Genomic DNA, 22,776 nt, shown 5'->3' on the forward strand with positions numbered 1-22,776 from the left:
TGACTGTGAGATTCGAAGCAAAGCCTTGTGTTTTGTGAGGCCTTACAATGATGGGTAGGCACCTGCTCCCAATGCCTTTCGGTGGAGACCTTGTTTCATACAAAAACGCCCGGGCAAGGCGACAGCCAATGCCGAAGAAACTAATTTATATACAATGCGCAGGTATTGCCTGCTCGCCTTGCCCCTCCCGTTTCTCGGGATTTTAGCTTCACCACTGCATGAGAAGTCATGCGGTGCTTTTGGTGCTTGTGGTTTTACTCGCCAGCAACTGGCCTCTCAGCCGTCTTGCTGTCCCCTTTGTGGAACAGCTCGTAGATATCCTCCAGAGAGACACCTTTGGTCTCTGGTGCGCGGCGGATGGCGTAGACGGTTCCGATACAACAGCATATGGCGAAGAACAGGAAGATCTCGGTGATCGTGAAGAGTTGGTTCAATTTGGGGAAACCAAACACAACGAGGAATGTGAAGACCCAGTTGACGGTTACCGCCACGACCATTCCTTTGGCCCTCAGATAATTTGGGAACACCTCTGACATGTAGACCCATGGCAGCGGCCCCATGGAGAGGGAATAGGAGATCACGTAGAGGCAAAGACCTGAGACGGACAAAGCCGTGCCAATCCCGTCCCCCATGAGAAAACCTCCCACAATCAGGAACTGAGAGAGTGCGCAGGCGGGCAATCCGTAGACCATCAGGGGTCTGCGGCCAACACGATCAATGAGGAGCAAACTGGCAGCTGCGGCCAGAGCGAGTGCAGCGCCAAGCCCGACTGTTGCAGACAGGCGGCTGGCTTCCTCTGAAAAGCCCAGGTCACCGAAGAGCTCCGGTGCGTAGAGGATGACGGCATTGATGCCGCTGAGCTGCTGGAACAGGAAGGTGAAGACACAAAAACTGGTGATAGGCCGGTTTCGTGGATTGATGAGGTCCAGCCAGCCTCCCTTTTGGTCTGCCACTTCGGCGAGGTCTTGTTCAATCCGCTTCACATTGCCTTTGACCCACGCCTCAGATCGGGTTGGTTCGATCTTTTCAAAGACGGCTTCAGCCTCTGCTGAGCGCTTTGCCATAACGAGCCAGCGCGGGCTTTCGGGGGCACTCCAGATTCCAAAGAGCAGAAACGCTGCAGGGATCGCGGAAAGGAGGAACATGAACTGCCAGCGATTGATGGCTTCTGCGCTGTAGCCGAGATCAAGCGTGATCAGATTGGAGAGGTAGCCAATCAAGACACCAAAGGAGATCATGAACTGAAACGCGCCAAGCATACGGCCTCTGATCTTGCGCGGTGCAATTTCGGAAACATATTGGGGGCCAGCCATTGAGGACAAGCCAATCCCCATTCCGATGAGAGAGCGGGCGAATGTGAGGATGAAAAGGTCTTGTGCAACACTGGATAAGACAGCTCCGGTGATAAAAAACAGGGCTGCGATGATAACCGTTGATCGTCTGCCAAATCTATCGCTGAGATAGGCGCTCAGGTAGGCTCCGATCAAACCGCCGATGGACAAGGATGCGACCAGAAGCCCTCCCCAATACGCAGAGAATTCAAACTCTGCTTTGATGGGCTCATAAGCGCCAGCGATGACGCCTTCGTTGTAGCCATAGAGCAAACCACAGAGTACGGCGATACATGCCAGGAGGATAATCATGCGCATTCCCTTTAAAGACCAAGGGAAAGTATAGGCGGAGGTCTCTAACCAACCGGAGGACACACAGCCCTGAATTGAGCTGTTTTTCGCAAGACCCCAATAACGTTTGATCATATGCGGGAAAGACAACATGGATCGTTTCAGTGTCGCTATGATGATCCAGCGGCTTAAAACCGCACCTGTTAGAAATTATAGCATTGAGCTTTTCGCGGCCTTTGCCTTCAATTAAGCTTCCCGTCGCATGATCAGCGCAAGGCCTTCCCAAGCGCTTCAACCTTTGGCAACCAGGACTTACCATGATTGTTCTTCAGGATTTCCCCGCAGCTCGTTTTGATGAGTTTCAGATCATTTCCGTCTCTGAATACGCTCAGGACCTGATGGATAATCGCAGAATGGAGGAACAGGCCGCGCTGAAGAAAGCCGAGGAAGGCTTGTCAAAGGCCTTTCCAGAGGGAAAAAGCAACAAACACAATAAGCTGCTGAGCATCGTCAACAAGACGAAGGCTGGCGAAGTGGAAGTTGGGTTTCTCTGGTACTCCCTTCAGGATGATGCGTCTGCCTTCATCATGGATTTTCTGGTTTACTCAGAACATCGTGGCAAGGGGTATGCCTCCAAAGCTCTTGAAGCCTTGAAGGCAACATTCAAGAAAGATGGCCTGACACGTATTGGACTGCGTGTTGCCCCAGACAATCACGGTGCCATACGCACCTATTACAAGGCCGGTTTTAACGTAACCGGATGGAATATGTCCTGCGAGGTTTGAGACGCGAACCATGCTCTCGCTGATTGACGTTTTGTTGAAGTGACTTCATTTCCGTTGTGGGCTGGTGACTGCTAGGGTTTTGGAAATTCCAATGCATGACCTGATTTAAGGATCTGAGATGATTGCACGCAAAGCTGCAAAAGCCCTTGCCGTTCTTCCTTTGCTTTATGCTGTGAGCCAGCCTGCACAGGCTGCTGAGACCGAAACCGCGATTTTTGCTGGCGGTTGCTTCTGGTGTATCGAGTCCGACTTTGACAAGATCGAGGGCGTTCTTGAGACCACATCTGGTTACACGGGTGGCCGCAGTGCAAACCCGACCTACAAGCAGGTTTCTGCTGGTGGCACAGGTCATATTGAAGCGTTGGAAGTGAAGTTTGATCCGGCCAAGGTCTCTTATGAAGAGCTGCTGACAGCCTTCTGGCATTCCGTTGATCCAACTGATGCCGGTGGTCAGTTTTGTGATCGTGGTGAGAGCTATCAGACAACCATCTTTGCGACCTCCCCTGCGCAGCTGAAGGCTGCAAAGGCCTCCAAGAAAACGCTTGGAAAGTCAGGTGAGGTTAACCGCCCGATTGTAACACCGATCCGCACTGCAGCTCCGTTCTATGACGCTGAAGATTATCATCAGAACTACTATGAGAAGAATCCGATCCGCTACAAGTTCTACCGCTATCGCTGTGGTCGTGATCAGCGCGTCAAGCAGGTCTGGGGTCCAAATGCTTACAAAGGTATCCCCGGCGAGCACTAAGGGCTTAGTATAGAACTCAAGAAGACCAGAGGCACTGCTCTGGTCTTTTGCTTTTAGGTGTGTTGTCGCAGGTCAGAGGAGATCCCTAGTCTTCGTAGTACATGCGATAGATCCCTCCGGCAGAATCATCAGAGATCAACAAGGACCCGTCGCCAAGCTCGACCACGTCTACCGGACGGCCCAGATAATCGCCGCTGGCATCAATCCAGCCAGTTGCGACAATACTTGGGGCTCCAGCTTCTTCTTTCTCGTTGATGGGCACAAACACCACACGTGCGCCAATTGGCACTGAGCGGTCCCATGAGCCGTGCTGCGCGATGAAGACGCTGCCCTTGTATTCTTCAGGGAACATATCGCCCTGATAGAACGTCATGCCCAAACTTGCGGCATGGGCGTCCAGCTCGACTTCCGGGTTCACCACACCACTTGGGACAGGCTCATCAATGTAGTGCGGGGTACGAACCGTTCCACCGCCATACCATGGGAAACCGTAGTTCTTGCCCGGCTCGGTGCCTTTGTTCAGCTCTTCAGGCGGGATGTCATCTCCCATGCCGTCCACCTGATTGTCGGTAAACCAGAGATTGCCGGAGTTTGGATGGAACTCCAGGCCCACGGAGTTTCTGATCCCGGTCGCGTAGACCTGACGGTCCATACCATCTGCGGTGATGGAGATAATGCCGCCGATGCCGAGGCTGTCATAGAGTTTCAGCTTCATCTTTGGCGGGACGTTATAAGGCTGGCCAAGAGAGATGTAGATGCGGTCATCCGGACCCTGATCACACACACGGGAGGAGTGATTATAGCTTTCTTCAGAGGGAGGGATAAGCATACCCTTGCCGACCAGCACCTTCACCGCTGGCTTACCCTGCTCTTTGTTTTCCAATGCGTTCGGAAAACTCAGAACACGGTTTTGCTCTGCAAGGACCAATGAGCCATCTTTTGTGAAGCACACACCATTGGGGATGATGAAGGATTGATCTGGAGCGAATTGACGAACTTCTGCAGCTTTCTTGCCCTCTTCATCCGGAGTAACGACCCAGACTCTGTCCGTGGTCGTCCCTACAAAGACAGTTTTGCCATCAGGCGCGACGGCCATATGGCGGGCATCTGGCACGGCTGCATAAGGTTCGATGTGGAAGCCTTTGGGCATGACCACAACTTCAGCGTTGCGAGCCAGAGTTTTCTGCTCTTCAGAGACCTGCTCCACAAACTCTGTTTTGACACCATCGACCATTTTGGTGGTCGTTGCTGCCAGAGATGTGGTTAGCAGCAAGGTGTAAGCGCAGCCTGTCAGGACTCCAAAGAGAACGGGCTTTGTGGTGCACATCGTTTTTTCCTTCCTGAAGGGCTTAGAAATTTGACTGAGAAAATTTATCGGAATATTTGAAATGCTCTGCCTTTTTGAGCCATCACTATGCGCTCATTCAAAGTCTGAGGAGAATACTCAGATATGACGGGAATTCGGTTTATAGAACCACAAAAATTGAAGATATTCACTTAGCGGAAGTTGCGTTTTGTGGTGCTAGAATACGACACAACGTAAGTTTGAAAGTGTGGACAAAGAACAAAGGAAAGGTGCCCACTTGCAATTGCCTCATTTTCGTGCCAAATCCTACGCATCATCAAGAGAAGGGCTGGCGCCCTCGCCAACCTGCCTAACCGGGCAAGGTGGTCTCCGCCAAAAGGGATGTGGTTTCGAAGTGAGGACGCTGTCTTCATCATTCGTAACAACCAAGCGGTAGTTTCAATGGATTTTGCGCCAGTCCTCCTCGGGAAACCGATGGAGGATTTAATGTTTGATATTGCTGGTCAGCCACAGTCTGCATGGCAATCGTATGTATCTGAATATGTGCCTCAATCTTTGAGGGAAGCCGTCGCACACCTTGCCGACGAATTTACTGCTGCCTATTTGCTGGATTGCCTGATTTTAGAAAAAGGGCTGCGCAGTCGGTTGCTTTCCAATTCAACCCGACAGCCGAATACGCCGCTGACCAATGACGAGCGCTCCGACCGGTTTGCTGTGTTGCTTCGGCTTTGGGCAGAAGGCTGTCACACGGTTGTTGACGAGCGCCTGTTTGCGGATACTGCACGTCGTCGTCCTGAAGAACTGGAAGCCTTGCGTGAGTACTTCAGGCAAAACGCGCTGCGCTCGAAAAAGAAATTCCCGAGCTAGGTAAGCTGCACTAAAATAAGAGCTGATTTTTAAGCTGCGCGACTGCCGAACTTTGCAGGAGGCGTGGCAAACGGGTCTGCGAACATTGCAAGCCACAGGCTCTGCGCGATGCGCTGTGCAGTTGCCAGAAGAAGCGGTGCGGCTTCTGGTGAGAAAATCGCATAGACTTCGTTTTCAAACAGGTCCATCCACTCATGGAAATTCTCAGTGGTGACCCCTTGAATCCTCGCGTGAGCGGGAACCGGCTTGCCTTTATACGATCCAGTTTTTAGCAGAACAGACGCCCAAAAGTGCTTCATCTTGTGTAGATGCGGACCCCAGTCCTCGCCCATCTCTCTCAGGAAGATCGGCCCAAGCGTTTCATGCTGGCGGACCTTGCCGTAAAAACTTTCAACCAGATGATTGATCTGGGCAGGTGTGATGGAAGGATCAAGCGGTGTCCGTTCACGCGCTGACATAACGGGAATTTTTGATGACACTGCTTGTTTCCTGTTCCTGGTCCGCGATCCGCTTAAGCCTTGTTGTATTTAGCACGTTGCTCTTCAGAGATCACAATAGGTTTGCCGTCATCGTCAACAGCAACAAAGGTGAACTGAGCATTCGTAACCTTCTCGCGATAGCCAAAGCGGTGGCGCAAAGCCCAGGCCTCAATGGCAAGCGTTACAGAGGTTCTGCCAACACGGAGCACGTTGGAGTAGACACACATTACATCGCCCACTTTAACAGGGCGGATAAAGGTCATGCTGTCGATCGCAACAGTCACAACGCGCTCCATGGCGCACTGGCTTGCTGCAATACCGGCGGCAATATCCATTTGAGAGACAACCCAACCGCCGAAGATATCGCCAGAAGCATTGGTGTCTGCCGGCATCGCCATTGTGCGCGTGGTCAGTTCACCAATTGGCTGCTCTTCTTCGACAGCGTCTCTTGTATCATTCATAGTTCTAAAGCTCCGTAGATCCACCAGAGGAAATGCTATGCATGGCGAAGCTCAACTACTCAAGCAGGGACCATCGCCATATGGAAGCAATCAACAACCTGGGTCGCACATTTCTTGGTGTTGGCCCGAGCGGTTTCAGCAACGCATTCATCTACTGCATTCTCGAATAATTTCAACCAGCTGGCAATATCATCACTGCATACCTGCTTTGCAGCACCACGATACTTGCCAAGTGGACGGCCAGAATAGCTTCTGTCTTTCATGAGAGCGGAGCACCAGAACCGCACGGCCTGAGCTTCGTAATCCTCCCAGTCGCACTTCATGCTATTTTGGTAGACCGATGCCAGCTCGCCATTGTGACGGAGTTTTTCTGAATGACTGGCAACCAAAGCACGCACTTGAGAATGCGTCAGGTCAGGATGAATTGGTGTGCACTCGTCCTGCGGGCGAATGTCAAAATGCTGATAGGTCATCTCGGTGTTTCAAGAGCCTTGTAGGGACAAGGCCCATGCCCTTCTTGTTACTTCGGGTCACTTTTACTCAAATACCGAGTTTAAAGCTCTGCGGCAGCTCGTAGCACCTCCGGCTTTTCGAGGCAGTAATATCCAGAGAGGCGACTGATAACACCTTCTCTCTTCCAGACATTAAGGACGCGGCTGACGTTCTCTCGGGCACCACCAGCCATATTGGCGATTTCAGCCTGAGAGATCTTATAATGAACAAGAATTTTGTTGCTGTCGACTTTTTTGCCAAATGTTTCAGAGAGTTGCAGCAGTGTCTGCGCAACCCGGCCATTGAGTGGCAAGAAGGACCGTGCAGCGAGTGCATCGTTTGAACGACGCAGGCGAGTCGCTACGATCTGCAGCATGTGACGGTAAACAGCGGGGTTTTCATCGGCGTAGCGATAAAATGCAGCTTTGGAGATAAATGCAAGCTGGCTCGGCTTGAGTGCCGTAACGGTAGCGGAACGCTCACTGCCGTCAAGCAAAGCAATTTCACCTACCAGAGAGCCCTGCCCGAGAACTGCGAGCAGCTGCTCACTGCCATCCAACGAGACGACGGAGACTTTCATGCTGCCTTCGATGATTGCGTAACAACCATTACCCGGATCTCCGGCCTTGAAGAGAACTGCGCCGGATTTCAATGACATAGGCTGAGCTATCTCAGAGAGACCGTGTGCGTGTTCCTCAGCCAAACCCGACAGTGAAAAGCTGTTTTGAAGGAGTTCTTTGAACTTTGTCATCTTGCCACAAGATCCTGACGCGCCGTAGATTCAGTTTTTTAGTTTAAGCTGCATCAATATAATTGATGATTTTAATTAGGTCTATCATGCGGCCATTTTGTGACCGGAGTCACAGAGATGTTCTTTAGTTTTAGGCAAATTAGGGGTGTTCATAAATACCCCAACGTTTATGGCAAATTCAAAAGGAACGATCTCTTCAACCGCAGGAAGAGATCGTTCTTAGAACAAGAAGATATCTTTTTCCATCAAAAGAAACGGAAATTCCTCACTTATCAGGAACTTCAGCTGGTTCTCACGGGATGAGCTCTGGCGTACGTTTTTCTTTTTGACGGGTTGGGCCTGCTCTTCAGGATAGGATGGCCGACATAGGACCATTGCCGAATCCTGTGCCTCATTGATTCCGTGCCAAAAGAAATCTCTCAGATCCGTGTCCTCATCAGCCATAGGCAGATCTGGACCTGAGAATATAGTTTCTAATCCGGCTTTGGTGGCGCGCTTTGAAATGGAGTTGCTCGATCGACTAACACCAGCAGGCAGTACCAGTGCAGGCTCTCGTCCTGCCATCATGCTGAGCACCGTGATGAGCGCTGAATGCACGGCAGGATGCTTTGCGAGGTTTCCCTGAATGGCAACAAATGCTGGCGGACGGGCATAGACCTCTTCGAACAGATCCACTTGTGCGGCGATCTCAGCGGCGATCGCCTCTTCCGGTAGCATCTTCATGGGGCTGCGCATTGCATACCACCACGGCGCGGGGAACGTCTCCCCGAATACGGTCCGGCCAAAATCGGTGAGCGGTCCGGCGGGCTTTGTCAGTGTGACTGTCAGACCGACCATGGTTTCATGTTCGGCCCAGGCAACCACGTCACGCAGCTGATAAAACTCCCTCGACCACATCTTGCCAGTGACAACGCAGCCTACAGCAGAAAGCCGACCTGCGATGATTAGATCGCAGATCGCCCGGTCAACACCGTAGCTTTGCCCAAATTCGAGACTCGTCAAGAGGATGCGCTTCATCGCGCGGATCTCCCAATCCAAAAGGTTCAGGAGTACATTTAACAAAGCCTGCAAATTTAACGCAACGGAATCTCAGCTGTTTCAGTTGGATTTCAGGGACTGTTTCGGGTCTGATAGTCGATAGACCCGTACATTTTCAATAGCTGTTTTTCCGAATAATCCCTTATTCTCTCGGGGGATGGTCTTCAGCAGCTCAACCTGATTGAAGTTGGCTTTCAGCTTTTGAGAGCGGTCTCTTCTTTCCTCGGTGACGTACAGCATGTTACTATTTTCAGGATTTTGGAGATTATCGGGAATCATTGCATAGCGCATTCGCTCAGGAATTCCGTAGACTTTGAGGTCTGTCTTCTTGAGCGCATTCGACATTTGGCCCGTCAAACCATAGCTGGTTGTGCCAATCCAATTGATGTCATTCGCGTCTGCCAACTCGGTTAGTTCATCGCCAATATCTTGCCAGCCACGCATCTGATGCGTTGGATCTTTACGGCCCAGAGATGTGTTGAGCGGGGTGTAGGCGTGGATATAGACCAAACCAGCAACAACGACACCCAGGCCGACTGCAGTCGGGGCAAGCGCCTTGAACCAGCGGCCAACATTGGCGGGCGGATAAGCTGCTGCAATACCAGCGAACAGGGCCAGTGTCGGATACATTGGTGCTGGCCAGTTGCCCTGAACACGCGAATGGAGTGAATGGAAGGTCAGATAGATCAGGAACGGCAGGACCGTCAGAACCAGCAGGCTGGCCGTGTTGTCTTGCTTTATCATTTTGCGGATGACACGCCACGCACCAACCATCGCAATGATGAAGACGAGCGGGTTCAGCAGGCCTGCAACAGCACCGATGAACTCGCCAATGTATTTGACGGAGTACCCTTCTGGTACAGAACGCCCAAACTGCTTTACAAAAGAAATCCACTCATGCTGCGAGTTCCAGTAAAGTACTGGAGAGAAGATCGCGATTGCCAGTGCTCCGCCGAGCCACAACTGCCAGGACAGGAAGTATCTGCGGTTCTCCGGCACCCACACCAGCCAGAGAATAATCCCTACCCCCAGGAACAACACGGAGTATTTTGAAAGAAGGCCTAATCCTGCAAAGATACCAGCCAGAATCCACCAGTTCGCATTTTTAGAAACCGTCAGCTCTGCCATGGCCCACAAAGCCAGTCCCCAAAAGAAAACAGAGGGTGCGTCAGGCGTAGCTAACAGTGAGCCGACACCAATCAGCAAACTTGCGTTGAAAAACAGGACTGTCCAGCCAGCGACATGGGTATCATATAGGATTTTTGCAGTTCTCCAGAGCGCAAGGGAACCGATTGCAGCAGACAGGATACTGATGAAGCGAACGCCAAGTGCCGTGTCACCGAACAAGGATTGACCAAGCCAGATCCAATAAGCGACCATTGGCGGGTGGTCGTAATAACCCAATGCAGGATACAACCCCCACAAACGATAGTAGGCTTCATCCTCAACCAGATCGACATTCATACCAGTTGCCAGCCGTGCCAAAGACAGCACGGCGACAATCAGGATCAGATTGGTCGGGCGCAACCAAAAGCTCAGCGGCTTTCCTGCGGGATTGTCCTGCATTTAAATGCTTTCCTCAAAGTGCTTTAACTTTGGTTTCCTGCGTTTCTTCCTGTGAAAAGCTTCTCTCACTATTCGAAGAAACGCTTTAGCCTTTGCGCCAAGTCAGAGCGTTGGAAACAACGTAGTTCCAAACCGCGCCCATAACAGCGCCTGCAGCACCAGCAAACCACCAGATTGGTTTGTTCGTATAGATCAACTCTGCCACACCAACGTTTGCCAAAATACCAAAGCTACAGATCACATAGAATGTGAGCAGACCTTTGATCCACGCAAGCCCTGTCAAACGACGGTCGCGATAGGTCAGGCGGTTGTTGAGGAAAAAGTTCGAGGACATGGCCACAAAGGTTGCAACCAACTGAGAGAGGCCAAATGGCATGCCGAAGGCGGCAAGGAAGATCTTCAATGCGATGAGGTGAACGATGACACCTGTTCCACCGACCATGGAGTACATAAGAAAGCGAACTGAAATCTTATCATCGAAGATTTTGGAAACCAGCAGGCCAAGGTAATCCATGGTCACTAGTGTATCGAGCTTGCTTTCACCATGCTGACGCTCACGAAAAACGAAAGGCAGTTCTTTCACACGCAGAGCGCCTTTTCCGCTGGCGACAATATCGAGCATGATTTTGAAGCCTTGGGACGACAAACGCGGAGCGAGCTCAACAAACCTGTCACGACGCAGCATGAAGAAGCCGCTCATCGGGTCTGACAGTTCCACTTTTAGAAACTTACGTGCCAGATTGTTGGCAAGATTGGAGCCCCATGCACGAATTGAGGACAGACCCGTCCCAACATCCCCACCTTCCACATGGCGGGAGGCGACGCAGATGTCGTAGCTTTCAGAACGAAGTGCTTCGAGCATCTTGGGCAACAGGCTCTCATCGTGCTGAAGGTCAGCATCCATCACAGCTACAAATTTGGAGCTGGAGGCCAGCATGCCTTCAATGCATGCGCCGGACAAACCACGACGGCCAATACGCTGAACAATGCGAACACGCGGGTCTTGCTGCGCAATGTCAGCAGTGACTTTAGAGGTTCCATCTGGAGAATTATCATCAACAACAATAACTTCCCAAGCTACACCAGCGAGCGCTTTGTCCAGCAGCTCAACCACGATGGGAACGTTTTTGCTTTCGTTATAAGTCGGCAATACAACGGTTAGCTCTGCCGGACCTGTAACGCGACCTTCGGATTTGCTGATTTCAGTTGGTTCGTAGTTGGTGTTTGACACCATGATTTCTCCAGTGTGCAGACCTTCCTATGCATGCGTAAGGGAATGGTCCTTCCATTTTTTGGGGCGACCTTAGCTTCTCTTGACGCTATTGCAAGTATTGATTGGGAAATTTGCGCCGGATTGCACCCGCTTCGCGCCTTGCCCTCCCCTGCTCAATGGGCTAGGAGACTGACAACAGCATGCTTCCCTTGGTGCGTTCTGGGGACTTATTGCGGGAAGCGTTTGCAACAACCCTTTTATTTCATGGATGAGACGGCCTCATGGCAAAAAAGAAAAGTGCCAAGCTCAAAGCTCGTTTACCGCGTGGATTTGTAGATCGCGGTCCAGCTGAACTGCAGGCGATGGAGCAGATGCTCTCCGTTATCAAGCAGACTTATGAGCTTTACGGCTTTGAGCCCGTGGAAACTCCAATGTTCGAGTACACTGATGCTCTTGGCAAGTTCTTGCCAGATCAGGACCGTCCGAACGCTGGTGTGTTTTCGCTACAAGATGATGACGAGCAATGGATGAGCCTGCGGTACGACCTGACCGCGCCCCTCGCCCGTCATGTGGCCGAGAATTTCGAAAGCCTGCCAAAGCCTTACCGCAGCTACCGCGCTGGTTATGTGTTCCGGAATGAGAAGCCTGGACCGGGTCGTTACCGTCAGTTCATGCAGTTTGATGCGGATACGATTGGTGCGCCTTCTGTCTCTGCTGATGCTGAAATCTGCATGATGGCGTCCGACACGATGGAGCGCCTCGGCATTGCTCGTGGTGACTACGTGATCCGCGTGAACAACCGCAAGGTTCTGGACGGTGTGATGGAAGTGATCGGCCTTTCCGGTGACGAACACGCTGAAACCCGTCTGACCGTTCTACGCGCTGTCGATAAACTGGATCGTCTTGGTGTTGAAGGCGTTAAGCTGCTTTTGGGTGAAGGCCGTAAAGATGCTTCCGGTGACTTTACCAAGGGTGCTGGCCTTGGCGAAGCGGAAGCGGAAAAGGTTCTTGCCTTTGTGGAAGCTGGTGGCGAGACCACCGACCAGACCATCGAGAACCTTCGCGGTTTGATCGCAGACAGTAAAACTGGTGCAGAAGGCGTTGAAGAGCTAGCAACCATGGGCAAGCTGTTTGATGCAGCAGGCTACACTGATGGCCGTGTTCTGATTGATCCATCCGTTGTGCGTGGTTTGGAATACTACACCGGGCCTGTTTATGAAGCTGAACTGACCTTTGAAGTAAAAGACGAAAAAGGCCGCCCAGTGCGCTTTGGCTCTGTTGGTGGTGGCGGCCGTTACGACGGCCTCGTTTCCCGCTTCATGAGCCAGCCTGTGCCTTCTACCGGCTTCTCTGTTGGTGTTTCCCGTCTGATGTCAGCACTCACTATGCTCGGCAAGCTTGGGCAGGAAGAAGTTGCAGGCCCAGTGGTTGTATGTGTGATGGACAAGGACGTTGACTCCCTTGCACATTACCAAGCCATGGTTCAGGAGCTTCGCACTGCTGGTATCCGCTCAGAAATGTATCAGGGCAACCCAAAGCAGTTTGGCAAGCAGCTTCAGTACGCTGACCGCCGCAACTCACCTTGTGCCATCATTCAAGGCTCGCAAGAGCGTGAAGAAGGCGAAATTCAAATCAAAGATCTCATTGAAGGCAAACGCCTTTCTGCTGAGATTGAAGATAACAAAACCTGGCGTGAGAGCCGTCCTGCACAGTTTGCTGTGAAACGGGATGATCTTGTTGCAGAAGTGAAAAAGCTTCTGGCCGCACAGGAAGACGATCGCAAAAACCAAAGCGAGAACTAATATGACATTGGGGGATAACCGCAGCTTGGCTTTGAGCCAGCTTTTTCGGGATGCAGGTTATGAAGAGGCAACCCCGCCAATCTTACAGCCAGCCGATATCTTTTTAGATCTGGCTGGCGAAGATCTCCGGCGGCGCCTTTTCCTGACGACAGGGGAAGATGGACAAGAGCTTTGCTTGCGTCCTGATTTTACTATTCCGATTGCCCGACATTATCTGGAAACAGGTATCGCGGGTCGTACTGCGGCATTCTCCTATGTTGGGCAAGTTTTCCGACATCGACCTGGGCAACTGGGCGAAACCATGCAGGCCGGTGTTGAATCCATTGGCCGCAAGGATGAAGAACAAGCAGATGCGGATATGCTGGCGCTTGCTCTAGAGACTGCTGATAAGCTTGGCCTGTCCTCCCCTCGCATTCGAGTGGGTGATGAAGGCCTGTTCACAGCTGTTCTGCAAGCTCTTGAGATTCCAAAGGTTTGGCAGCGTCGTCTGCGTGATGTGTTTGGTGAGCGTGACCGGCTAGATCAGGTTATCACCCGAATGAGTGGTGTTGAGGCCAAACCAGATGCGAAGCTGGGCTTCCTTGCGGCACTTGAAGGACGTGACCCAGAAGCTGCAGTCGCAGTTGTCGAAGATGTGCTTTCACTTGCGGGTATTTCTGCAGTTGGTGGACGTACAGCTCACGAAATCGCTGAGCGCTTCATGGAGCAAGCCGCCCTTTCTGCCGGGTCAGGCGTGGACAAGGATGTGATCTCGCGATTGAGCGAGTATCTCAACGTGTCTGGTCCGCCACCTGCGAAAGCGGTTGAGACCTTGCATGGGTTCGCCAACGAGACCGGGCTTAATCTGGATGCCTCTATTGAGCGTTTGGCGAAGCGTACCGATCTGATGGCAGCACGTGGCATTGACATTTCAAAGCTGGAGTACTCCGGTGATTTTGGTCGCCGTCTCGATTACTACACCGACTTTGTCTTTGAAATTCATCATAAATCCAGTGAACATCCTGGACAGGTGATCGGTGGTGGTCGCTACAACAAGCTGGTGGAACGTCTTGGTGCGCCAAGTACTGTGCCTGCTGTTGGCTTTACAATCTGGCTGGACCGCGCTTTTGAGGGAGCAAGCTGATGAGCTCTAATCTTATTCTTGCGATACCGTCTAAAGGCCGCCTTCAGGAAATGACCCATGCATTCTTTGCGCGTGCTGGTTTGAAGGTGAAGCGTCCGGGTGGTGACCGCAATTACCGTGGAACCTTAAAGGGCGTGGATGGCGTTGAGATCGCTTTCCTTTCGGCCTCTGAGATCGCGCGTGAGATTGCTGCTGGTACGGTTCACTTTGGCATTACCGGAACGGATCTGGTCAACGAGAACATCGACCGCCCCGAGGAAAAGACGCATATCATCACCGCGCTTGGCTTTGGCCATGCGGACGTTGTGATAGCTGTTCCGACTGCATGGATTGATGTGTCCACCATGTCCGATCTTGCTGATGTTGCTTCAGATTTTCGGGCGCGGCATGGTCGCCGCCTGCGCATTGCGACTAAGTATGTGAACCATACTCGGCAGTTCTTCGCGGAAAAAGGCATTGCGGATTACCGCATTGTTGAGAGTGCTGGCGCGACTGAAGGTGCACCTGCTGCTGGATCTGCTGAGTTGGTGGTGGACATCACCTCGACTGGTTCTACGCTGAAGGCTAACAATCTGAAAATCCCCGAGGACGGTGTGATCGCGAGATCTCAGGCGCACCTTGTGGCGTCCAGAACAGCCAACTGGAATGAGAGTGCTTTGCAGGCCGCCCGTTTGATGCTGGACCGGATCACGGCGCAGGATAACGCTCACAATTTCAAAGAGATGCGTACTGTTGTCGCAAATCCTGCAGGTGTACTGGATAAGATTACCGCTCTTGGCTGTGTTGCCCCGTTTGGCATTGAAGGTTCTTCTTTAGTCCTGCATTGCCCTGCTGCCAGAGTGCCTGAATGTGCAGACATGCTGCGCGAGGAAGGAGCACAAATGGTGACTGTGACGCCGCTGGAGTATGTGTTCCACACAGCAAACCCGCTGTTTAAGCCTCTGGCACAAAAAGTCGCAGGCTAACACCTAAACCACTGAGAAATATTTTTGAACGCACCTCTACTCGGGGTGCGTTTTTTATTGCGCTGATTTGCGTTATTTGTGAGATTTCTGCGTGTTTATGTATCTATGACATACCCACAGTAACTTCAAAATACTTATCCATCCAATTTATGTAAATTTAGCGATTTCTCTGAGTCACCTAGGCACAATCTTGAGGTGCATTTCTTATATGTGCTCAATGCACATATTTAAATATTTATGAAATTCGAGGAAAACAGATGGCTGCAGAGAAAATGTCTCTTGAAGGCGATAACAGCTACGGTTTCAAGCGTGGAATAGGCATCGACTATTTTGGAGGAGCGCCTGGAATCACTACCATTCGTTTTGATGGTGACCTCACACTAAGCGATTTCAAAATCCGCCTCGAAGGTGGCGATCTGGTATTCTATCTGATCGATCCGGCTAACCCGAACCAGCCGCTTAATGAGATTGCTGACGTTTTTTACTTTGATAATTGGATTGCTGGTGATCACGGCATCGAACAGTTTGAATTTGCTGATGGGACATCCCTGTCAAAAATTGCCGTGCAAAGTAACGGACGCCTGAAGCTCTATGGAACCGATGGAGATGATGCCTTTATCGGAACTTCTGATAGAGATGAGATTTACGGTAGTGAGGGTGCAGACACGATTGATGGCAAAGGCGGTACCGACATCGTCAACTATCTTCTGTCCGATGCTGGCGTGACCGTTAATCTTGCGACAGGTGAAGGCTCTGGTGGCCACGCGGAAGGCGATCAGATCTCAAATGTCGAGTCCATCATTGGTTCCTATCATGATGATGTCCTGATTGGTGATGATGGCAACAACAACCTGTTCGCTCAAAACGGTAACGATCATCTGGAAGGCGGAGCCGGTGATGATTGGCTCAATGCTTATGGCTCTGGAGCGGACTACCTTGATGGCGGTTCCGGAAACGACACTGTACGCTATCGCTGGTCAGGATCTGCGGTTACCGTAGACCTGACAAATCAGACAAACAATGCTGGTGATGCTTCTGGTGACGTCTACGTCTCCATCGAAAACGTGATGGGCAGCAACAGCTACGGTGACCACATCACCGGCGATGCCGGTGACAACAAAATCTGGGGCTACGGCGGCAATGACACGCTGGAAGGTGGCGATGGGAACGACACTCTCCTTGGCGGAAATGGCAACGACATCCTGAAAGCCGGTAATGGTGATGACTATCTCGACGGTGGAGCCGGAGACGATGAGTTCCATTATGGTGAAGGCGTCACCACCTTCCGTTATGACCTTGGTGATGGAAACGACACTATTCATGTCAACCACGATGTAGATTCTTCTTACAATGACAAAATCGTCTTTGGCCCAGGCATCTCCCCTGATGAGATCACGGTAACTCGCCAGGGAGAAGGCACAGATAAATATGGCACCGAACGCAATGATCTTGACCTCCTGCTGACATTCAAGGATGGCAGCACCTTGCTCGTCAAAGAAGCTTTTTATTATGGACCGAATGGCTTTGCCTTCGGAGAACTCCAGTTCGCAGATGGCACTGTCTGGAACTGGGAAAGCTTCAACAAAATGCGCTTTGAAAATGCGAGTGATGACGCTGAAGAACTCGTAGGAACTTTAAGTGATGACGTGATTAATGGTCTTGGTGGCGATGACAAAATCGACGGTTATTCCGGAGACGACTATCTCATTGGCGGCGCAGGAAACGACACGCTCCAAGGACACGACGGGGACGATCATCTAGAAGGTGGGACCGGAGACGATAAGCTGAGCAGTTCTGCTGGCAACAACATCCTTGACGGAGGAGACGGCAACGACACCTTCTTCAGCATCACCTATGGTGAAGATCAGATCATTGGCGGAAGCGGGGACGATACCATTTATGCGGTAACTGGTACTTCCGTTATCACCGGTGGAGAAGGTGATGATACAATCAATGTCTCCTCTGCTGAAGTTACTGTCCATTATGATCTCGGTGATGGCAACGACATCGTTGACTTATGGTATCCAGAAAAACCAATTCATAAGAATCAAAAGGTAGTTTTTGGTTCAGGTATCTCACCGGATGAAATTACCGTTACGCGAGTTGGAGAAGGCACGGATGCATTTGGGAAGAGTCGTGATGATCTTGATCTTCTGCTGACTTTTAAAGACGGTGGTACCCTACTTATCAAGAACGCTTTCTATTTTGGGGCAAGTCACCTCAACTTTAGCGAGTTCCAGTTTTCAGACGGCACTGTTTGGAACTGGGAGAACTTCAACAAGATGCTCTATGAAAATGCGAGTGACGCGGACGAACGCTTCGTAGGAACCTTAGGCGATGACACAATCTACGGCCTCGGCGGAGATGATGTAATTATTGGCCTTTCTGGGGATGACCACCTCATCGGCGGTGAAGGAAATGACGATCTCTTCGGCGCAGAAGGGAACGATCATCTAGAGGGCGGTGCTGGCGACGATAAACTAGAGGGTTGGTTAGGCAACTCAATCCTTGATGGAGGAGATGGAGACGATACAATTTTCAGCACCACTGATGGGGTAGACCAGATCTTCGGTGGAAGTGGTGATGATACAATCTTTGTCAGGTATGGGTCTGCGGTTGTAACTGCTGGAACAGGAGATGATACACTTGACATCTCACTGGCTGATGTCACCCTCTACTACAACCTGGGGGATGGCAATGATGTTGTTGATTTTTGGTACCCTGAAAAACTGAAGGATGAAAATCACAAATTGGTTCTTGGCGAAGGTATTTCGCCTGACGAGGTTGTTGTCACACGAACGTCAGTGAGTTCAACCAGTCTTCTCTTAACCTTTAAAGATGGTGGGACTTTGCTCCTGGGTGAAGTCATGGACCGATATACTTTGCGCTCTGATTTCGGTGAGATCGAGTTTGCTGATGGCACTGTCTGGAACTGGGAGAACATCAACCAGAAACTTCAAGAGCACATCGGCGATGGGAACGACGTTGTTGGAGGAACCTCCGGTAATGACATCATTGATGGCATGGGCGGAGATGACACCATTTACGGTGAAGCGGGCGATGATACCCTCTCTGGGGGAGATGGAAACGACGACCTCAAAGGTGGCGCAGGGAATGATCAACTCAGTTCCGGCAAGGGAGATGACTACCTTGACGGTGGTGATGGTGACGATGTTCTCACAGCCAACGGTACAGGAAGTGCCCAGCTTCATGGCGGTAATGGCGATGACACCCTCTATCACATACAGGGCTCATCAATCTTAAATGGCGGAAATGGTGATGACACCATCCATTACTTTGGTGGCGATATCACAGTTGATTATGGAGTCGGCAGTGGTGATGACATCATTCGCGCAGGTGGACTTGCTGGACCTAACAATAAGCTCATGATTGTGGGCGCGAAGCCTGATGAAGTCCTATTGAGGCATGCGGGAAGTGACTCGATTGAGTTTACCTTTAGCGATGGTGGCACATTGCTTCTGGAAGACGGCTTCTTCCAATCATCTGAAAAACTGTTATTTAGCGAAATTCAATTTCTTGACGGAACAGTCTGGACCTGGGACGACGTCAACCAAAAACTCATCGACAGTGCTGCAGCTCACGCTGTAGATCACGGAGCGACCGAAGGTAATGACACCATCAACGGTACGGTTGACGGTGATATTATCAAAGGCCTTGCAGGCGATGATGTAATCGATGGTGGTGCTGGAAGAGATTTCATTTTTGCCGGAGACGGAAACGACACCATCAAAGGAGGAGATGGCAAGGATATACTCAGCGGAGGCGATGGAAATGATCATATTTCCGGAGAATCCGGTGATGACGACATCAACGGCGGTGCCGGAGATGATCAAATCTTTGGCGGAGAAGGCAACGATTATCTCTCCGGTGGAGAGGGTGATGACATCCTCAAAGGGGGTGCCGGTAATGATCAGCTGAGCGGCGGCCCTGGTAATGACACCCTTGACGGAGGTGATGGCGATGATGTCATTTCGGCCTACCATGACGGGGATAGCACGCTTATCGGCGGAGCTGGAAACGATAAGTTCTACACGCTTCCATCACCAACGCTGTCTAACTTTGTAAAAGTTGAAGGTGGATCTGGGGATGACGTCCTTGAGTATATCGGCGGCGAAGTTTCATTCCATTATGACCTTGGAGATGGAAATGACACTATCCGTACAGCTAGCGTGCTGAACCCACACAGCAAGATTGTCTTTGGTGAAGGTATTTCACCGGATGAAGTCATGATTGAGCGTCAGGGTAATACCCAAAGCAACTGGTCTGGCCTGCAATACACCTTCAAGGATGGTGGTAGCATCGTCATAACGACTGCATTCACCGATACTCCAGGCAAACTGCAGTTTGGTGAGATTCAGTTTGCAGACGGCACTGTCTGGAATTGGGAAGACATCCACCAGAAGCTTCTGGAAAATGCAAGTGATGAAAGTGAAATCCTTTGGGGTACGAATGGCGATGACGTCATTAACGGCCTTGGCGGAGATGATGTCATTGATAGCGTCGAAGGTGATAATCAGATCACTGGTGGAGCTGGAAACGACATTATCACCAGTGGTTATGGGGATGACACAATCATATTCGGAGAGAATTTCGGAAATGACACACTCATCGATTTTCATTTCGGCGAAGGCTCTCGTGACACCATACAGTTCACAGATGGTGTGTTTGAGAGCTTCGAGGATGTGATGTCTGCTGCTCGTCAGGATGGCCTTGATACCGTCATTCAACTTGATGAAGACAACTCAATCACTCTCCAGCATGTCGACGTTTCGCATTTACATGCTGATGACTTTGCGTTTGTATCCTAACGGATAAAATAAGCATTCATCTTTCGAGCCTCGGCGCCTTGGTGCCGGGGCTTTTTCATAGCACTACCTTAGGGCCATGATTTGATCCTGTATCGTCAATAAGTCCACAATCTCTCGGGTCGGTCGTTATGAGTATTATGGTGGGCTACAGTCACCTACACTACGCGAGATGAGTAAGTATAGGTCGCCATGAAATAGTCAGGACTTTCAATGGATACATTCAAAATATCCTCTGGTCAGCCATGCGCAATCAAAAAGTGTATAAATTATATATGCAATTTGCATATTTATAAATGTTTATGAAACTTGAGGATACTAGCCATGGAATACCAGTTCGGAAACTACGACGACAATTTTTCTAACAATAGTCCAGAAGATGACATCATCCGTGCTGGTGGAGGCAACGACACTATACACATGGCATTTGGCAACAACACTCTCTTAGGAGAAGCCGGGAATGACAGTCTTATCGGTGGAGAAGGCGATGATTACCTGGATGGTGGCACAGGCAACGACACTTTATCAGGTGGTTTGGGTCGAAATACCTATTTCTTCAACAGGGGCTACGACAAAGACACCATTACTGAAGCATTGGGCAGCAGTAATGTGAATTTTGGTGCCGGCATTTCACTGGATGATATCAGGATTACTGCCGGTGGGCCCGATAATAAAGATCTGAAGATTTACCTTATTGATCCAGAAAACCCAGAACAGCCACTGGATGAGATTGCTGATGTTCTGACAATCGAGAATGGTGTAGGCACCCCAGTCCAAGCAGACCAACTAGTGTTTGCAGATGGCACGACACTGCCAAAATTTGAAGTCCATGAAGATGGAAGTCTCAGGTACTTTGGTACTGATGATGACGACATATTTGTTGGATCTAATGCCGACGAAGAAATTTACGGCAGTACTGGCGTTGACGTAATCGATGGTGGCGGTGGCCGCAATGCCATCAGGTACAACAATTCTTCGGAGGCCGTTTCAATCAATCTTGCGACTGGCCAGATGTCCGGGGGTGATGCTGAAGGCGATCAACTTACGAACATCAGTCAGGTTTTCGGCACAAGTTATGACGATGTAATCATTGGAGATGATAACAACAACGGTCTTTTTGGCCTTGATGGAGATGATCATCTGGACGGTGGCGGCGGCGATGACTGGCTGAATGCTTATGGCTCTGGTTCTGATTACCTCAATGGCGGCACCGGTAATGATACCGTACGTTATCGCTGGTCAAAGTCGGCTGTTACAGTAGATCTTGCTGATCAGGCCAACAACGCAGGTGATGCTGCTGGCGATACCTATGTCTCCATTGAAAACGTTATGGGAAGCGACGAATTCAGTGACACTATCATTGGGGACACAGGCAACAACAAGCTCTGGGGCTACGGCGGCGATGACACCATCACTGGGGGAGATGGTAATGACATTTTCTTGTTTGAAGAGAACTTCGAACATGACACCATCACAGACTTCACCGCAGGCGCAGGTTCCGAAGACACCATCCACTTCAGCGAAGGTACCTTTGGGAACTTTGAGGATGTGATTGCGGCAGCAAGTGACGTTGGAACTGATACTGTCATCCAGCTTGATGATGACAACTCTGTAACTCTTCAGAATGTCTCAATCACTGATCTTCATGCTGACGATTTTGCATTCGTTTAAGTGATGGGTGACTAGACCAATATGAGGCCTCGGCGTGTATTCGCCGGGGCTTTTTTGTATTTCGCTCTGCTGATCTCATGTTTGACAGTAGCGGATGAGTGATAGGACGCTTGGTTCTGCTTTGATGGGGTGTCTTGCTCTTGTGGACGTTGAGTTATTTCAATAGCTTCATGCTGATTGAAAGCAGGATGACTTGAAGGACGCGGTGTGGGCAACGAGCAAGAAATAGCGAAGACGCTGGGGGTACGCAGTGATCTTCTTGTGGAACGGAGCGTTAGTGAGGTTGAGGTTCATCCAGACCGGATCATTGTGCGCATACCAGAAGAGCCTCATTACTGGGCTGGCAACATGGTGTTCTTCCGGGGTGACAAGGTTGAACCAGAAAAGCAGATTGCTCAGTTTCGTAAGGACCTTCCAGACGCTGCACACACAATGTTCGGTTGGGATACGCCTGACATGAAGATTAGGCCAGCACATACGGCTTTATCTGATCTTGGATACAAGTTGGAACAAATCGATGTGCTAAGCCTGACCGGGCCTTTGAACCGTGCTCCGGTGCCGGATGGGATCGTAATCCGTCCTGTTCAGACTGATGAAGACTGGGAGCAAGTCATCGCGCTTCAAATCGACACTGCTGTTGATCTGGGCTATGACCGTGACAGTTTCGGGACCTATGTGCAGAGACGCTTTGAGAGCCGTCGCCGCCAGGTTAAAGCAGGACTGGCGAACTGGTTTGGTGCCTTTGATGGGGATCTCTTGGTTGCAGATCTGGGTATCTATACCGATGCAGCTGTTTCGCGTTTTCAGGAAGTTGAGACACGGCCCAGCCATCGCAGGCGGGGCATATGTGCGGCTCTCGTTACCGCTGGTGTCGATTGGGCTAAGGCGCAGGCACCTGCTACCATACCTGTCTTACAAGCTCATAGTGACGGCCCGGCAGGCCGGATCTATCGGCGTTGTGGCTTTGAGCATCGCGAAACGCTTGTTCTTGCGATCCTTCCACCTCAAGGCACCTTTGAGCGTCCGGCTGAAACTGCATAGCAAGAGCACGAGGTGATTGG

General features: G+C 50.8%; 18 protein-coding genes and 1 riboswitch. Of the genes, 9 read left to right on the forward strand and 9 right to left on the reverse strand.

Annotation, left to right across the window (positions count from 1 at the left end; all coding sequences use genetic code 11):
- Positions 1-254 precede the first annotated feature (254 nt).
- Positions 255-1,643, reverse strand: coding sequence for a sugar porter family MFS transporter (locus PsW74_RS23995; RefSeq protein ID WP_057463844.1), 1,389 nt, complete (start codon positions 1,641-1,643; stop codon positions 255-257).
- A gap of 296 nt (positions 1,644-1,939) precedes the next feature.
- On the opposite strand from PsW74_RS23995, the gene PsW74_RS24000 reads away from it, so the two are divergent.
- Both PsW74_RS24000 and msrA read left to right on the forward strand, forming a co-directional pair.
- Positions 1,940-2,407, forward strand: a complete 468-nt coding sequence (locus tag PsW74_RS24000) for a GNAT family N-acetyltransferase (RefSeq protein WP_063287156.1) — start codon at positions 1,940-1,942, stop codon at positions 2,405-2,407.
- Between the two features lie 118 nt (positions 2,408-2,525).
- Entirely contained in the window at positions 2,526-3,155 is a 630-nt protein-coding gene (gene msrA / locus PsW74_RS24005; protein WP_063287155.1) for a peptide-methionine (S)-S-oxide reductase MsrA, read from the forward strand.
- An 85-nt stretch (positions 3,156-3,240) separates the two neighbouring features.
- Here the strand turns inward: msrA and PsW74_RS24010 are convergent, their stop codons facing one another.
- Positions 3,241-4,482, reverse strand: coding sequence for a PQQ-dependent sugar dehydrogenase (locus tag PsW74_RS24010; RefSeq protein WP_063287154.1), 1,242 nt, complete (start codon positions 4,480-4,482; stop codon positions 3,241-3,243).
- Positions 4,483-4,769: 287 nt separating this feature from the next.
- Positions 4,770-4,900, forward strand: a riboswitch (SAM-I-IV-variant riboswitch).
- A 47-nt stretch (positions 4,901-4,947) separates the two neighbouring features.
- Here PsW74_RS24010 and PsW74_RS24015 point away from each other — a divergent pair.
- On the forward strand, positions 4,948-5,328 hold the full coding sequence (locus PsW74_RS24015) for a hypothetical protein (protein ID WP_208988127.1): 381 nt from the start codon (positions 4,948-4,950) through the stop codon (positions 5,326-5,328).
- A gap of 29 nt (positions 5,329-5,357) precedes the next feature.
- On the opposite strand, the gene PsW74_RS24020 is transcribed toward PsW74_RS24015, so the two are convergent.
- The 7 genes from PsW74_RS24020 to PsW74_RS24050 all read right to left on the reverse strand — a co-directional run bounded on the left by PsW74_RS24020 (position 5,358) and on the right by PsW74_RS24050 (position 11,349).
- Complete coding sequence (locus PsW74_RS24020) at positions 5,358-5,807, reverse strand: group III truncated hemoglobin (RefSeq protein WP_244271728.1); 450 nt, start codon at positions 5,805-5,807, stop codon at positions 5,358-5,360.
- A gap of 32 nt (positions 5,808-5,839) precedes the next feature.
- Positions 5,840-6,268, reverse strand: a complete 429-nt coding sequence (locus tag PsW74_RS24025; protein ID WP_057463735.1) for an acyl-CoA thioesterase — start codon at positions 6,266-6,268, stop codon at positions 5,840-5,842.
- A gap of 59 nt (positions 6,269-6,327) precedes the next feature.
- On the reverse strand, positions 6,328-6,741 hold the full coding sequence (locus PsW74_RS24030; RefSeq protein ID WP_063287152.1) for a group III truncated hemoglobin: 414 nt from the start codon (positions 6,739-6,741) through the stop codon (positions 6,328-6,330).
- Positions 6,742-6,821: 80 nt separating this feature from the next.
- Entirely contained in the window at positions 6,822-7,511 is a 690-nt protein-coding gene (locus tag PsW74_RS24035; RefSeq protein WP_008552228.1) for a Crp/Fnr family transcriptional regulator, read from the reverse strand.
- 219 nt (positions 7,512-7,730) lie between these two features.
- Positions 7,731-8,528 carry a ChbG/HpnK family deacetylase gene (locus PsW74_RS24040; RefSeq protein WP_208980505.1) on the reverse strand — a complete coding sequence of 266 codons (798 nt, stop codon included), beginning with the start codon at positions 8,526-8,528 and terminating at the stop codon, positions 7,731-7,733.
- 81 nt (positions 8,529-8,609) lie between these two features.
- Positions 8,610-10,115, reverse strand: coding sequence for a glycosyltransferase family 39 protein (locus PsW74_RS24045; protein WP_063287150.1), 1,506 nt, complete (start codon positions 10,113-10,115; stop codon positions 8,610-8,612).
- Positions 10,116-10,200: 85 nt separating this feature from the next.
- Positions 10,201-11,349, reverse strand: a complete 1,149-nt coding sequence (locus PsW74_RS24050) for a glycosyltransferase family 2 protein (RefSeq protein ID WP_063287149.1) — start codon at positions 11,347-11,349, stop codon at positions 10,201-10,203.
- A 260-nt stretch (positions 11,350-11,609) separates the two neighbouring features.
- Here PsW74_RS24050 and hisS point away from each other — a divergent pair, with 260 nt between their 5' ends.
- The 6 genes from hisS to PsW74_RS24080 all read left to right on the forward strand — a co-directional run bounded on the left by hisS (position 11,610) and on the right by PsW74_RS24080 (position 22,756).
- Positions 11,610-13,130, forward strand: a complete 1,521-nt coding sequence (gene hisS, locus PsW74_RS24055; RefSeq protein WP_063287148.1) for a histidine--tRNA ligase — start codon at positions 11,610-11,612, stop codon at positions 13,128-13,130.
- A gap of 1 nt (position 13,131) precedes the next feature.
- Positions 13,132-14,253, forward strand: coding sequence for an ATP phosphoribosyltransferase regulatory subunit (locus tag PsW74_RS24060; RefSeq protein WP_082830693.1), 1,122 nt, complete (start codon positions 13,132-13,134; stop codon positions 14,251-14,253).
- On the forward strand, positions 14,253-15,218 hold the full coding sequence (gene hisG, locus PsW74_RS24065; protein WP_063287147.1) for an ATP phosphoribosyltransferase: 966 nt from the start codon (positions 14,253-14,255) through the stop codon (positions 15,216-15,218). Before PsW74_RS24060 ends, hisG begins: the two co-directional genes overlap by 1 nt.
- A gap of 257 nt (positions 15,219-15,475) precedes the next feature.
- On the forward strand, positions 15,476-20,047 hold the full coding sequence (locus PsW74_RS24070; RefSeq protein WP_063287146.1) for a calcium-binding protein: 4,572 nt from the start codon (positions 15,476-15,478) through the stop codon (positions 20,045-20,047).
- A 321-nt stretch (positions 20,048-20,368) separates the two neighbouring features.
- Positions 20,369-21,715, forward strand: coding sequence for a calcium-binding protein (locus PsW74_RS24075; protein ID WP_063287145.1), 1,347 nt, complete (start codon positions 20,369-20,371; stop codon positions 21,713-21,715).
- A gap of 207 nt (positions 21,716-21,922) precedes the next feature.
- Entirely contained in the window at positions 21,923-22,756 is an 834-nt protein-coding gene (locus tag PsW74_RS24080) for a GNAT family N-acetyltransferase (protein ID WP_208988128.1), read from the forward strand.
- Positions 22,757-22,776: the final 20 nt, after the last annotated feature.

It is taken from the genome of Pseudovibrio sp. W74 (assembly GCF_001623085.1).
Lineage (GTDB): Bacteria > Pseudomonadota > Alphaproteobacteria > Rhizobiales > Stappiaceae > Pseudovibrio.